This is a genomic window from Bacillus sp. PDNC022 (genome assembly GCF_016919285.1).
Classification (GTDB): Bacteria; Bacillota; Bacilli; order Bacillales; family Bacillaceae; genus Bacillus; species Bacillus safensis.
This window is the reverse complement of the sequence record NZ_CP070345.1, coordinates 164,791-178,856: the sequence shown is the minus strand read 5'-3', so window position 1 is coordinate 178,856 and position 14,066 is coordinate 164,791. Positions and strand designations below refer to the sequence as shown.

General features: G+C 41.3%; 12 protein-coding genes. 1 reads left to right on the top strand and 11 read right to left on the bottom strand.

The genetic code is table 11. The annotated features are described in order from the left end of the window. Positions 1–144: 144 nt before the first annotated feature. From pnpS to JVX94_RS00955, 6 genes are all read right to left on the bottom strand, one after another. A complete protein-coding gene (gene pnpS / locus JVX94_RS00980) occupies positions 145–1,887 on the bottom strand; it encodes a two-component system histidine kinase PnpS (protein WP_144484929.1) in 1,743 nt (580 codons plus the stop codon). Next, positions 1,880–2,608 (bottom strand): response regulator transcription factor, encoded by a 729-nt coding sequence (locus tag JVX94_RS00975; RefSeq protein ID WP_048239065.1) that lies wholly within the window; start codon positions 2,606–2,608, stop codon positions 1,880–1,882. Before JVX94_RS00975 ends, pnpS begins: the two co-directional genes overlap by 8 nt. A gap of 185 nt (positions 2,609–2,793) precedes the next feature. Beyond that, positions 2,794–3,732: a malate dehydrogenase gene (mdh, locus tag JVX94_RS00970; protein ID WP_008356047.1), complete on the bottom strand. Its 939-nt coding sequence runs from the start codon at positions 3,730–3,732 to the stop codon at positions 2,794–2,796. A 34-nt stretch (positions 3,733–3,766) separates the two neighbouring features. Beyond that, positions 3,767–5,038: an NADP-dependent isocitrate dehydrogenase gene (gene icd, locus JVX94_RS00965; RefSeq protein ID WP_024424789.1), complete on the bottom strand. Its 1,272-nt coding sequence runs from the start codon at positions 5,036–5,038 to the stop codon at positions 3,767–3,769. 148 nt (positions 5,039–5,186) lie between these two features. Beyond that, the gene (gene citZ, locus JVX94_RS00960; protein WP_024424790.1) at positions 5,187–6,305 is read right to left on the bottom strand and encodes a citrate synthase; all 1,119 of its coding nucleotides are present in this window, start codon (positions 6,303–6,305) and stop codon (positions 5,187–5,189) included. Between the two features lie 376 nt (positions 6,306–6,681). Beyond that, positions 6,682–7,146, bottom strand: a complete 465-nt coding sequence (locus JVX94_RS00955) for a DUF441 domain-containing protein (protein ID WP_007501699.1) — start codon at positions 7,144–7,146, stop codon at positions 6,682–6,684. Positions 7,147–7,246: 100 nt separating this feature from the next. On the opposite strand from JVX94_RS00955, the gene ytvI reads away from it, so the two are divergent. Next, entirely contained in the window at positions 7,247–8,365 is a 1,119-nt protein-coding gene (gene ytvI / locus JVX94_RS00950; protein WP_205184295.1) for a sporulation integral membrane protein YtvI, read from the top strand. A 25-nt stretch (positions 8,366–8,390) separates the two neighbouring features. Here ytvI and JVX94_RS00945 read toward each other — a convergent pair whose 3' ends face one another. From JVX94_RS00945 to accD, 5 genes are all read right to left on the bottom strand, one after another. Next, entirely contained in the window at positions 8,391–8,780 is a 390-nt protein-coding gene (locus JVX94_RS00945; RefSeq protein WP_025092259.1) for an FxsA family protein, read from the bottom strand. A gap of 99 nt (positions 8,781–8,879) precedes the next feature. After that, positions 8,880–10,640 carry a pyruvate kinase gene (gene pyk, locus JVX94_RS00940; RefSeq protein ID WP_095409262.1) on the bottom strand — a complete coding sequence of 587 codons (1,761 nt, stop codon included), beginning with the start codon at positions 10,638–10,640 and terminating at the stop codon, positions 8,880–8,882. 27 nt (positions 10,641–10,667) lie between these two features. Continuing rightward, positions 10,668–11,627 (bottom strand): 6-phosphofructokinase, encoded by a 960-nt coding sequence (gene pfkA, locus JVX94_RS00935; RefSeq protein ID WP_041086887.1) that lies wholly within the window; start codon positions 11,625–11,627, stop codon positions 10,668–10,670. 330 nt (positions 11,628–11,957) lie between these two features. After that, positions 11,958–12,935 (bottom strand): acetyl-CoA carboxylase carboxyl transferase subunit alpha, encoded by a 978-nt coding sequence (accA, locus tag JVX94_RS00930; protein WP_024424795.1) that lies wholly within the window; start codon positions 12,933–12,935, stop codon positions 11,958–11,960. Continuing rightward, positions 12,920–13,795, bottom strand: a complete 876-nt coding sequence (gene accD, locus JVX94_RS00925; protein WP_034279640.1) for an acetyl-CoA carboxylase, carboxyltransferase subunit beta — start codon at positions 13,793–13,795, stop codon at positions 12,920–12,922. Before accD ends, accA begins: the two co-directional genes overlap by 16 nt. Positions 13,796–14,066 lie beyond the last annotated feature (271 nt).

The following is a 14,066-nucleotide window of genomic DNA, read 5'->3' as shown; positions in this document are numbered from 1 at the left end:
GGACGAAAACAACAAGTGTTTTCGTCCTTACAAAATTGGCTCCTTGGATGAAGGGGTTCCTATTCATCCTACCAATGATTGTTTAACTAAACATGAATTCATTGTAAAGATCATGTAAATTTTAACGCAACTTTCCTTTTTTCACTATTTTGATTTCAGACTCACTGTAAAAGTCGTTCCTTTGCCTTGTTTGCTATGGACCGAAATCGTCCCTTCATGCGCCTCCACAAGGTGTTTGACAATCGCAAGACCAAGACCTGTACCGCCTGAATTTCTACTTCTATCTTTATCAATTCGATAAAATCTCTCAAATATTCTTGGAATCTCGCTTTTCTTCATGCCGATTCCTGTATCTGCTACATCAAATTCATAGGCGCCTTTCCGCGGTCTTGCTGAGATGGTGACACTCCCTCCCTCTGGTGTATAGGTAAGGGCATTGTTCACGAGATTGAGGAAGATTTGCTTTAATCTCAGCGGATCTGCCATCACATAGACAGGCTCTTTCGGGATACGCACTTGTAATTGAATGCCTTTTTCTGCGGCCTTTTGTTTTAAAAGGACTTCAATCTCTTGAATGATTTCTGTCGCATTGGCGTCTTGAATATTCAATTTGAAATGCTGCTGCTCGATTTTGGAAAGATCGAGTAAATCTTGAATGAGAGTTTCGAGACGGACACTCTCTTTTAGAATGATGGAAAGGAATTGTGTCAGCGCTTCTTTGTCATCAATCGCTCCATCAAGAAGAGTTTCGGAGAATCCTTTAATCGACGTAATCGGTGTCTTTAATTCGTGAGACACATTGGCGACAAAATCTTTTCGCATCTGCTCCAGCTGCTTTGTTTCTGTCACGTCATGAAACACAAGGACGATTCCTTTCCATTCATCGTCTGTACTTAAAATGGGAACACCATCCACCTGGAAGTAGCGCCGTTCGATGTCAACGGCTAGGCGTAAAAACTTTCGTACCTTCGTTTCTGTCATGAAAATTTCGTCAATCAGCTCAATAATTTCTTCATGTGTAAATGCTTCATGGTACAGCTTGTGCATGTAAATGTGCTTTTGTACTTTAAACTGCTTGCGGAAGGTTCGATTGACTAGGTTGATATACCCCATCTTATCAATCAAAATAATCCCTGCTCCGATGTTTTCAATGACTGTTTGCAGACGGTCTCGCTGCATCTCCCCCGTGCTTGTCATTTCTTGAAGACTTTCTGCCAGGCGCTTCATTGATGTATTAAGCTCACTTGTTTCAATGATCAGCTCTTCATAATGATTGGTATCATAGTTCCCGCGTTCCAGCTGTTTGGCTACCTTTGTGGCATAATCTATCGGTTTTACATATTTCATCGACATGCGGTATCCAAAGAAAACGATGATAATAATCGCCGAGCTAAGACAAACGGCTAATGCGAGCCAAAGCTGGCCGTCAATTTCATTTAAAGGCTGGAATGACGCGTGGAGAAATAAATAGCCTGCCGGTTCGTTTTGTTTCAGGATAGGGACTGCGTAATGAAACAGCGCATCCTTCTCATCCTCAATGACGACTCCTTTTGTTTGAAGTCGTTCATTGTTCAATGTGTTTTGAATGATGCCCCTTTGCTCCGCTTGACCTGTTGTATGTATGATATTCCCCTTCAGATCCACAATTGACGCATTCATATCGAGATGCTGCTTTGCCTGATTGAGGATTTCTTTGTTTTGCTTCGCCTGCAGATCATCACCATCCATGGAAGAAAGAAGAAAGCTCGATTCATTTTCCATACGTTCCGTTAATTTTGTTTCATAAAAAACATGGAACATGTGATCCAAAAAAAGGCCAAGTGCAACAAACACAATAAAAAGGAGAAAAATAAGTCCCGAAAACAGGCGGGTTCTAATTTTACTCATTTGGCTTTGGCTCCTCCAATTTGTAGCCTAAGCCGCGAATGGTTTTAATATATGTTGGTTTTTTCGTGTTCTTTTCAATTTTGTCCCGCAAGTGGCTGATATGCACATCCACAATACGAGTGTCACCTGCAAAGTCATAATTCCAAACGGCACTGAGCAGCAGATCACGTGTGAGGACACGTCCTTTATGCTTGGCCAAATAAAGCAGCAGTTCAAATTCCTTCGGCGTAAGCTCTAGGCGTTCTTCTTGGAAGTAGACTTCGTAGTGTTCTGGTAAAATGCGCAGTTCACCAATTTTGATTTGGTCTGCAATGACCTCTTCCTTCTCCTCTTGCGTGGGAACAGGCTGAGATTGCTGCGCTCTTCTCAAGATGGCTTTTACCCGCGCACCAACTTCTCTAGGACTGAATGGCTTTGTCATGTAATCATCGGCTCCAAGTTCAAGACCGAGCACCTTATCAAATTCATCGTCCTTTGCTGTCAGCATTAAAATAGGGAACATCATTTTTTGAATTCTCAGTTGTTTGCACACTTCAATGCCGTCCATCTTCGGAAGCATTAAATCTAATACAATGAGATCAGGCTGTTCACTTGCTGCTTTTTCAAGCGCTTCTTCGCCATCTCTTGCTGTGACGACATCATAGCCCGCCCTTTCAAGGTTATAGCTTAGAAGTGTTACAATCGATTCTTCATCATCCACAACTAATATTTTTTTATTCATGTTGTGCCTCCAATTAGTGATTTCCCCTGCATCCGTTTTTTTGTATCTTATGTGAAAAGCGAGAAGTCATGCTTTCTCTTTCATTTTAACGAAAGCTTAACAAGAGGACAATTTAAAATTTCGACAAGATTTGTTTTGTAAACAAAAAGAAGGCCCCTCATAAGAGAAGCCTTCTTTTTTTCATATTAAGACAATACTTTCATGACGTTCTTAACAGATTCAACCGAACGGTCAAGCTGACTTCTTTCTTCTTCTGTCAGCTCAAGCTCAATGATCTGCTCAAGGCCGTTTCCACCTACGATTGTTGGTACTCCAAGGTAAATGCCTTCGTAGCCATATTCACCTTCAAGGTATGCAATCGTTGGGATGACGCGGCGCTGATCTTTTAGAATCGCCTCAACCATTTCTACTAGTGAAGCAGCAGGTGCATAATAGGCACTACCGTTACCTAATAGGTTTACGATTTCACCGCCGCCTTTTCTTGTTCTTTCAACAATCGCATCAATTCGATCTTTTGGAATCAATGTTTCAAGCGGGATACCGCCTGCATAAGAGTAACGAACAAGCGGGACCATGTCGTCGCCATGTCCACCAAGGACAAAGCCCGTCACATCTTTGACAGATAGGTTTAATTCTTGAGCAACAAACGTACGGAAACGTGCTGTATCAAGAATGCCCGATTGTCCAATGACTTTTTCTTTTGGTAATCCTGATTCTTTATAAACGGCATATGTCATTGCATCAACAGGGTTTGTTAACACAACAATAATGGCTTCTGGAGAATATTTAACGATTTCGCGTGTCACGCTGCGCATGATTTTTTCGTTTGTTGACACGAGATCGTCACGGCTCATTCCCGGCTTTCTTGCAATTCCTGCCGTAATGACCACGACATCAGAACCGGCTGTATCTTCGTAGTTAGAAGTGCCTGTAATGTTCGCATCGAAGCCTTGAACAGGGCTTGCTTCCAGCATATCAAGAGCTTTCCCTTTTGTTGGGTTTTCAAGCTGCGGGATATCAACTAATACGACATCCGCTAATTCTTTTTGAGCTGTTAGAAATGCTGTAGTTGCTCCAGTAAAACCTGCTCCGATGACAGATACTTTTTTACGCTTGTTTGCCATTTCCTTTTTCCCCTTTAACTTTAAAGTTTAAGAATCAAGACAAGTTTTTGATGAGCTCGTCAGCAAACTCAGAACATTTTACTTCTGTTGCGCCATCCATTAATCTAGCAAAATCGTACGTGACGACTTTAGATGCAATTGTTTTTTCAACAGATTGAATCACTAGATCAGCTGCTTCCTGCCAGCCAAGGTGCTCAAGTAAAAGCACGCCTGATAGAAGAACAGAAGATGGATTCACTTTATCAAGACCAGCATATTTTGGTGCTGTTCCGTGAGTCGCTTCAAAAATAGCGTGTCCTGTTTCGTAGTTGATGTTCGCACCTGGCGCGATACCAATTCCACCAACTTGTGCTGCAAGTGCATCAGAGATGTAATCTCCATTTAAGTTCATTGTAGCCACAACATCGAACTCAGCTGGACGAGTTAGGATTTGTTGAAGGAAAATATCTGCAATGCTGTCTTTGACAATGATTTTGCCAGCAGCTTCTGCTTCACTTTGCGCTTTGTTTGCCGCATCTTTTCCATCTTGTTCTACAATACGATCATATTGTGCCCATGTAAAGACCTTGTCGCCAAACTCTTTTTCAGCCACTTCGTAGCCCCAGTTTTTGAAGGCACCTTCTGTAAATTTCATGATGTTTCCTTTGTGAACAAGCGTCACAGATTTACGGCCTTGGTCAATTGCATATTGGATAGCCGCTCTGACAAGACGGGATGTTCCCTCTTCAGAAACTGGCTTGATTCCGATACCTGACGTTTCTGGGAAACGGATTTTGTTCACACCTAATTCGTTTTTCAAGAAGTCAATTAACTTCTTCACTTCGTCTGAACCTTTTGCATACTCGATACCTGCATAGATATCTTCTGTGTTCTCACGGAAGATCACCATATCTGTGTCTTCTGGACGTTTCACAGGAGAAGGTACGCCTTTGAACCAGCGAACTGGACGTAAGCATGTGAATAAATCAAGCTCTTGTCTAAGTGCCACGTTTAATGAACGGATTCCTCCGCCAATTGGTGTTGTTAGTGGTCCTTTAATTGCAATTAAATATTCACGAATGTCTTCAAGCGTTTGCTCAGGAAGCCACTCTCCAGTTTTATTGTAAGCTTTCTCACCTGCATATACTTCTTTCCAAGTGATTTGCTTTTCACCTTTATAAGCTTTTTCTACAGCTGCTTCAAGTACTCTTGATGCTGCTTTCCAAATGTCAGGACCGATTCCGTCCCCTTCGATAAACGGGATAATTGGATTATTTGGTACATTCAATACGCCGCCAGTAACTGTAATTTTTTCGCCTTGTGACAATGATATTACCTCCCAGGTTATGTAGTGAATATTTGAAACTTCTTGGCTTGATGTCTGCAAGCAAAAAAGTTTTTCACGTGATTCGTTTTTTTGTTGATATAGAGGCTGATTGGCCTTTTGAAATCAGCCCCCGCTTATTCTATAAACATTAGTCTCTTTCACTGATCGGAACAAAGGTTTGAAGATCAGGTCCAATGTAGTCAGCTCTTGGACGGATGAGACGGTTGTTGTCATATTGCTCTAGAATGTGAGCAATCCATCCAGAGAATCGGCTGATCACGAAAATTGGTGTAAACAAGTCATGATCAATACCAAGACTGTGATATACAGATGCAGAATAAAAATCAACATTTGGCGGAAGATTTTTCTCTGATGTCACGATTTCCTCTGCGCGAACAGACATTTCATACCATTTCGGCTCGCCAGTGAGATTTGTTAAACGCTGGCTCATTTCTTTTAGATGCTTTGCACGCGGGTCACCTTGACGGTATACACGGTGGCCAAAGCCCATAATTTTTTCTTTCTTTTCTAGCTTACCATGAATATAGGAATCTACGTTTTCAACTTCGCCAATTTCTGAAAGCATCTTCATCACGCCTTCATTAGCGCCGCCATGAAGCGGTCCTTTCAGCGCACCGATAGCCGCTGTCACACCAGAGTAGATATCTGATAGTGTAGCAACACATACACGTGCTGTAAATGTCGATGCGTTTAATTCATGATCCGCATGTAGAATAAGTGCCTTATCAATGGCTTCAATTTCTACTGGTGACGGCTCTTCGCCATTTAGCATATACAAGAAGTTTGCAGCATAGCTGTATTCTTCTTTTGGCTGTACAGGCTCAAGTCCCTTGCGAATACGTGAAAACGCAGCGACTAGTCCAGAAATTTTCGCCTGTAAGCGAATCGCCTTTCTGTAATTCGCTTCTTTGTCCATAATCTCTGATTCGTCATCGAGTAAACCTAGTAAGGATACCGCTGTACGAATCGCAGACATTGGATGAACCCCATCGAGCGAATAAGATTTAAAATGCTCAATGATTTCTTGCGGAATCTGAGCATTTTCATTGAGCTGCTGTTTTAATTCACTCAGCTCCTGCTCATTCGGCAGCTTTAAGTGCCATAACAGGTAGACAATTTCTTCGAATGTAGCTTTTTCAGTTAAATCATCGATATTGTACCCTACATAAGTAAGAGTATCATCAATAATTGAGCTTACGGATGAAGTTGTTGCCACGATACCTTCAAGACCTCTTGTTGCTGTCATGTTCAATCTCCCCTTTTTAAAAAGATTCCCCTTCGTTGCAGAATTCTCACTTTTTGAAAGCGCTATCCAATCCGAATAAAATGGCAGATTCATAAAAGAAAATGCTTACATTTACCTATACGGTTAGAGCGCTTTTAGCCTCATATCTCTTGTGTGATCAATGAGTTCAAAATTAAGCCTATTCCCATTATAAACAATAATCAGACATTTGTTAAATGTTTAACTATAATTTTTTTTGATATTTTTTTTTCCAGTCTTCCATATCAGGCATGGAATAAAGGGATTTTGCTTCTTTTAATATATTTAATTATGTTTTTTTGCAAAAGCTCACGCAAGAAAAAATTTAAAAAAGAAAGTGGCGTGAACCACTCTCTTTTCACCCGCTGAAAAATTTCACAGCCTGCATCGCCAAATAAGCAATTCCTGCCCCGATAAGCGGTCCAACAGCCACACCTTTAAATAAGCTGACTGCCAAAATGGTACCAAACACAAGCGCTGCCGTAATATGCGGATCATTTTCGAGTAGCACAATGCCGTTTTTTGCAATTAATGCTACTAATATACCCGCTCCAAGAGCTATCCAAGCATAGGAAGATTTCATCGCTTCTCCAAGCTGCTTAAATCCAATGTCACCTGTTGCAATCGGGACCAGCACAGCAATAGTAATGACGGTGACTCCCCAATTAATGCCTTTAGATTGGAGAACCGGGAATATTTTTTGATCCAGGCCAATCAGCTTAATCGCAATCAGCACAGAGACCGCTAAAATTAACGAATTGTTTTTTGCAATAAGTGCAATAACGAGTAAAAGAACCAAAAACAAATTTGCTTGAGTAAACATACGCCGCTCCTTTCTTTCTTTTTATTGCGACCTTTTCATATTACTAATATTTTTGAATAAAATGAAGTATCGGACATGCTTGTTTTTTGGAGGGGATTGTGTGAATCACGCCTATGTAGCCATTTTTCTGCGAAGTTTGATGATGATCAGCATTGCTGTTTTTGCGGTTGTCTTTTTATATCAGTCTTTGCCGTTTTTATATCCTTTTTGGATCGCCCTTATCGTGTCTTGTTTAATTCATCCTGCCGTATGCAAAATCGAAGAGATCACCGGGATGCCGAGAGGACTTGTTGTGGTCATTGTGCTCTTGCTCTTTTTAGTCGCAGCCGCCGGCTTAATGACGCTTTTAGTTGCGGAAATCATTTCAGGAAGTGCTTATTTGGCAAAAGTGCTGCCTGGCCATCTTGATCAAATGATTGGTATTGTAGAGCAATTTTTCACAGACAAGATTCTGCCTTTATATCATGATATGACGGCCCAATTTAATACACTTCAAGCAGGTCAAAAGGAATCGATTTTGGGACAAATTCAAGCACTCGGTGATGAAGCTGCCGCAAAAATCGGGACTTTTCTTTCAAAAACACTCGAGCTTATTCCAGCGTTTTTAGGTCTTTTGCCTGATGCAGCAGCCACTCTGTTATTTTCTGCTCTCGCAACTTTTTTTATCACGAAAGATTGGTTTACGTTAAAATCATATGGCTCACGTATCTTTCCCGCAAAATGGATGCAGCATACACGCGCCATTTTATCTGAGATCAAAAAAGCTATTACCGGCTTTATGAAGGCACAGCTTCTGCTTGTCGCCATGACGATTGGTATTGTGTTGATTGGACTCATCATTTTAAAAGTCGAACATGCCCTTGTGATTGCTTTATGTATTGGGCTCGTCGATTTACTTCCATATATCGGGAGCGGCACTGTTTTTCTACCGTGGATCATTTATTCTGCTATGACAGGAAATCTTTCCCTCGCCATTGGACTCGGCATTTTGTATATTGTCGTCCTCATTCAAAGACAAATATCAGAGCCAAAAGTCTTAAGCAAATCCATCGGACTTAATCCTTTAGCAACGCTTGTGGCGCTATTTGTCGGGTTAAAATGGTTTGGTTTTCTAGGACTTGTGATTGGCCCTGCCTCCCTTGTCGTGTGGCAGGCATTCCGTAATGCAGGAGTTTTCAGAGATATTTATGAGTACATTCGGTATGGCATGCAAAAATAAAAGAGACCTTCAGCTGAAGGTCTCTTTAGCGAATGATCGTATAGCGGTTACGATTAGACATGTTTCTAAGCCAGCGTTCAAAGAGCGGCTTGATTCCCTTTCTCGTCACCGGAATGAGCAGCAAAGCCCCAATGATATCCGATAAGAAGCCTGGAATGAGCAGCAGCAGACCGCCAATGAGAATACAAAAACCATCGACAATCGCTCCCCCTGGCATCTTGCCATATTGCAAATCTCGCTGCACTTTTTGGAAGGCTTCTATTCCTTGTTTTCTTGCGAAATAAGCACCTAATGCACTTGTCAGCACGATGAGCAGCATCGTTGGCAAAATGCCAATGATTTTACTTGAGATTAAAAATAAACTAATTTCCACCGCAGGGAACAGAATTAATAATAGTAGAAAATATTTCTTCAACCATATCACCTCATGGGGTATCTTTCATCGAAAGCTGTTTACTTTTTTTAGTGTAACATAAAAAAAGAGAGGAGTCAGACAACTCCCCTCTAGTATGATTTAAAGGACGCTTGCACGGCCTTTGTAGATCGCTCCGCGTGCTGGATCTACTGTAATCTCTTCGCCTTCTTTTAATAGTGTTGTTGCGCTGTCAAGACCAACAATCACTGGAATGCCAAGGCTTAGTCCAACAACTGCTGCATGACTTGTTAAGCCGCCTTCTTCTGTGATAAGGGCAGATGCTTTTTCTAAAGCTCCCATCATATCACGATCTGTGCAGTTTGCGACTAGGATCGCACCATCGTACATTTTTTCTTCTGCTTCTTTTCCGCTTTGTGCAATGACAACCGGTCCAAATGCAGATTTACGGCCAATCCCTTGACCTTTCGCAATAATGTCACCAACAACATATACTTTCATTAAGTTCGTCGTACCTGTTTCACCAACCGGCACACCTGCTGTAATGACGATTAAATCACCGTGTCTTACATAGCCTGTTTCAATAGACTTCTCTACTGCATTCTCAAGCATTTCATCAGTAGACGTCGTTTTTGATCCGCTCTTTGCAAATACACCGAATACAAGAGATAGCTTTCTCGCAACTGATTCGTTTGCAGTAACTGCTACGATTGGTGCTTTTGGTCTATATTTTGAAATCATTCTTGCTGTATGTCCGCTTTCCGTAGGTGTCACAATGGCTGCTACATCAAGCTTCATTGCTGTATGTGCAACAGATTGACCGATCGCATCTGTAATGCTGACTTCTACTTCTTCGCTTCTGCGAGAAAGAATGGCTTTATAGTTTAGTGCTTCTTCTGAACGTGATGCAATGTTATGCATTGTTTGTACGGCTTCTACTGGATATGTTCCTGCTGCTGTTTCACCAGAAAGCATAATCGCATCTGTGCCGTCAAAAATAGCATTTGCCACGTCACTTGCTTCCGCGCGTGTTGGACGAGGGTTACGCTGCATGCTGTCCAGCATTTGAGTCGCTGTGATGACAGGCTTGCCTAAACGATTGCATTTTTTGATCAGCATTTTTTGAACAAGCGGTACTTCTTCTGCCGGGATCTCTACACCAAGATCTCCACGCGCAACCATTAAACCGTCAGATACCTCAAGGATCTCGTCGATGTTATCAACACCCTCTTGGTTTTCAATCTTAGGAATGATTTGAATATCAGCCGCATTGTTCTTTTCAAGAAGCTCACGAATTTCAAGAACATCAGAAGCTCGTCTCACAAAAGAAGCTGCGATGAAATCGACGCCTTGTTCAATTCCAAACAGAATATCATTGGCATCCTTTTCTGTAATACCAGGCAAGTTTACACTGACGCCAGGTATGTTGACGCCTTTTTTGTTTTTGAGTGTGCCTGTATTCATGACTTTTGTGACGATTTCTTTGCGGTCCATGTTAATTTCTTTTACTTCTAAACCAATCAGACCATCATCTAATAGAATCGTTGAGCCTACTTCTATATCATGAATTAAATCTTCGTACGTCACACTAATTTTTTCCGTATTTCCAACAATGTCTTCCATACTCACGATAAGATCAGCACCAGCGACTAGCTCAATTGAGCCGTTTTCAACTGTACGTGTACGGATCTCTGGACCTTTTGTATCTAGAAGGATCGCAATGTCCTTGCCTAATGTTTTACCTGCTTTACGTATGTTTTCAATGCGTGCACCATGCTCTTCAAAATCTCCATGGGAGAAGTTTAGTCTGGCTACATTCATTCCTGCTTCAATCAATTCAGTCAGCTTTTCAATGCTTTCACTTGCTGGACCGATTGTACAAACGATTTTTGTCTTTCTCATTACTGTTCCTCCTAAGGTCTTCTCGTTTTATATAGAGAGCTCTTGTGAAAGTCGGTACATATTTTTATCGACTGTATGTTTTTTATCTAAGATTTCTAAAATATCGTGATGGACAAGTTCATTGCTTTGAATGCCTACACAGCGTCCGCCTTTTCCTTCAAGAAGAAGCTCGACTGCATATGCTCCTAAACGGCTTGCCAGTACACGGTCAAACGCACTCGGAGAACCACCGCGCTGAATATGTCCTAAGACAGATACACGTGTTTCAAGGCTTGTCTCCTCTTCAATCCGCTTACCAAATTCAACACCGCTGCCTACGCCTTCTGCAACGATGATGATACTATGCTTCTTGCCTCGTTCGTGCCCTCTTCTTAACCTAGCAATAATTTCGTCCATGTCATAGTCTGCTTCAGGAATCAAAATAGATTCTGCTCCGCCCGCAAGACCTGACCAAAGAGCAATATCACCAGCATGTCTTCCCATTACTTCCACTACGTATGTACGTTCATGAGATGTGGCTGTATCACGAATTTTATCAATGGCATCAATGACAGTATTCAGTGCTGTATCAAAACCAATAGTGAAATCAGTACCTGGAATATCGTTGTCAATCGTGCCAGGGACACCTACACATGGAAAACCGAGCTCAGTTAATTTCTTTGCTCCCATAAATGACCCGTCTCCACCAATGACAACAAGTCCTTCAATACCGAATTTTTTTAAGTTTTCAATTCCTTTTTCACGACCTTCAACTGTCTTGAATTCAGGACATCTTGCCGTGTAAAGTTTTGTTCCTCCACGATGAATGATATCGCCTACTGAACCTATTTCGAGTTTCTCAATTTTACCGTTAATTAGACCTGAGTATCCATTATAAATACCGTAAACTTCAACATTATGGTAAATTGCTTTCCTTACAACTGCGCGCACAGCTGCATTCATTCCTGGGGAATCCCCACCGCTTGTTAAAACTCCTATACGCTTCATCTTTTTCACCTCAGAGACAATATGAATTAAACATACCATTTCCACTGCTTGAAAACAATCATGAGCAAATTTGGATGTTTTCAATACGAATTTCTAAAACCGTACTTATTATACAATTAAATAAACCGTTTTTAAACAAAAGTTAAGAACGTCATGAAAGCAAATCTCTCTGAAATCCGCAGAGACAAGTGCGATAAACCTTATCATATCAAGGTTTTCAGACGTTTCAAATTTTATGAAAACAAAAGAAAATTATTTTCAAATAGCGCTTACACGAGGTCGATTTTCATGAAAAAAAATAAACGCCAGCCAAAAAGGCTGTACGTTTATTTAGTTTACCCCAATATATTGATTTTCAATCGATACTTTCCCGATTGCTTTGTATTTTTCATATCTTTGTTCGACTAGTTCTTCAGGCGTTAGTTTGAGCAAAGATGTAAGTGATTGTTTTAATGTTTTTTCCATGTAAGCTGCTTGTTGTTTCACGTCTCGATGTGCTCCACCTTGCACTTCTTTAATAACATCATCAATAATATCTAATTCTTTTAGGTCAGGAGCGGTAATTTTCATTGATTCTGCAGCTTTTTTCGCAAGTGATGAGTCCTTCCAGAGCAGTGCTGCTGCACCTTCAGGTGAAATCACTGAATACGTTGAGTTTTCTAGCATAAATAGGTGGTTTCCTACGCCTAAGCCTAGTGCACCGCCACTTCCGCCTTCTCCAATGACAATACAGACAACTGGTACACGAAGTCCTGCCATTTCGAATAGGTTTTTCGCAATTGCTTCACTTTGTCCGCGCTCTTCAGCTGCTTTACCAGGATAAGCTCCTTTTGTATCAATAAAGCAAATGATCGGGCGATTAAATTTATCTGCTTGTTTCATCAAGCGCAGCGCTTTACGGTAGCCTTCTGGATGAGGCATTCCGAAATTACGGCGCAAATTTTCTTTTGTATCTTTACCGCGCTGATGGCCAATAACAGTGACAGGAAGCCCTTTAAACGTGGCAATTCCTCCAACGATCGCTTCATCATCACCATAAAAACGGTCACCGTGACATTCGAAAAAGTTGTCAAACAGCTCTTGAATGTAATCGAGAGTTGTTGGGCGCATCGCATGCCGAGCAATCTGCACTCTGTCCCACGGCTTTAAATTTGTATAAATGTCTGCTTCAAGCTTGCTCAGACGTGTTTCAAGGCGCTCAATTTCTGCACTTAAATCCATTTCTGAGTTTTGTGTGAACTTTTTCAGTTCATCAATTTTCGCTCGAAGTTCAATGACAGGTTTTTCAAATTCTAGTTCTCCAGCCACTCTCGTTCACCTCCTGTGCTGTGTAGCGCTAAGATTCGGCCTAGTGTTTCTTTCATTTCTGCACGATGGATCACAGCATCAAGCTGTCCATGCTTCATTAAAAATTCAGCCGTTTGGAAGTCCTCTGGCAGGTCTTCACGAATCGTTTGTTCAATGATTCTGCGGCCTGCAAAACCAATTAAAGCACCAGGTTCTGCAAAATTGTAATCACCGAGAGACGCAAAACTAGCTGATACACCGCCAGTTGTTGGGTTCGTCATCACAGAGATAATCAAACCTTGATCCTCGCTGAACAGTTTTAACGCTGAACTTGTTTTTGCCATCTGCATCAGACTGAGAATTCCCTCTTGCATTCTCGCTCCGCCAGATGCAGTAAAGATAATAAAAGGCACCTTGTCCGCTTTTGCTTTCTCGATTGCCAGTGTGATCTTTTCACCAACAACGGATCCCATGCTGCCCATACGGAACGTGGCATCCATGACAGCAATCACAGCACTTTGACCTTCAATTTCACCTTTACCTGTGACAATGGCTTCATTCAAAGATGTTTTTTCTCTGTCTTTCTCAAGCTTTTCTTCGTAGCCTGGGAAACCGAGCGGGTTTGCTGAAATGAGGTGCCCGTTAAATTCTTCAAATGTGCCTTCATCGACAAGGCTTTCAATACGCTGTTTTGCATTCATTTGCAAATGTCTGCCGCAATTCATACAAACACGTAAATTTTTATCTAGTTCTTTGGTGAGCATTATTTTTTTACATTGCGGACATTTGGTCATGATGCCTTCAGGCACATCTTGACTTGCCTGTTCAGAGGGTACAGATGCATATTTTTTCTTTTTACTGAAAATATTCTTGATTGACAAATGACTACCTCCCTTTTTGAAGGGTTTTTTCTTTACACGCACATCCACTATTATAGGACATGTCATAACTGTACCGAAACTATTGTACTTTTTTTGTCAAACGCTGTCATCCTTCATTCAATTTTTTCAGTGGGGAATTGATGAGAAATGAGTATGTGTTTGGGGCGCTGAGCGGTTGATATGTTTGAATTGTGAACGTCTACAAAAAAATCTCATTCCGGATGAAAAAATTTTCGCGTTAGAGAGGAAATGGTGCACGTTTTTCCTCCAA

Coding starts and splice junctions, on each gene's coding strand:
- citZ (WP_024424790.1), bottom strand. CDS start 6,305: ATGACAGCAACAAGAGGTCTTGAAGGTATCGTGGCAACAACTTCATCC.
- pyk (WP_095409262.1), bottom strand. CDS start 10,640: ATGAGAAAGACAAAAATCGTTTGTACAATCGGTCCAGCAAGTGAAAGC.
- JVX94_RS00955 (WP_007501699.1), bottom strand. CDS start 7,146: ATGTTTACTCAAGCAAATTTGTTTTTGGTTCTTTTACTCGTTATTGCA.
- mdh (WP_008356047.1), bottom strand. CDS start 3,732: ATGGCAAACAAGCGTAAAAAAGTATCTGTCATCGGAGCAGGTTTTACT.
- pnpS (WP_144484929.1), bottom strand. CDS start 1,887: ATGAGTAAAATTAGAACCCGCCTGTTTTCGGGACTTATTTTTCTCCTT.
- JVX94_RS00975 (WP_048239065.1), bottom strand. CDS start 2,608: ATGAATAAAAAAATATTAGTTGTGGATGATGAAGAATCGATTGTAACA.
- pfkA (WP_041086887.1), bottom strand. CDS start 11,627: ATGAAGCGTATAGGAGTTTTAACAAGCGGTGGGGATTCCCCAGGAATG.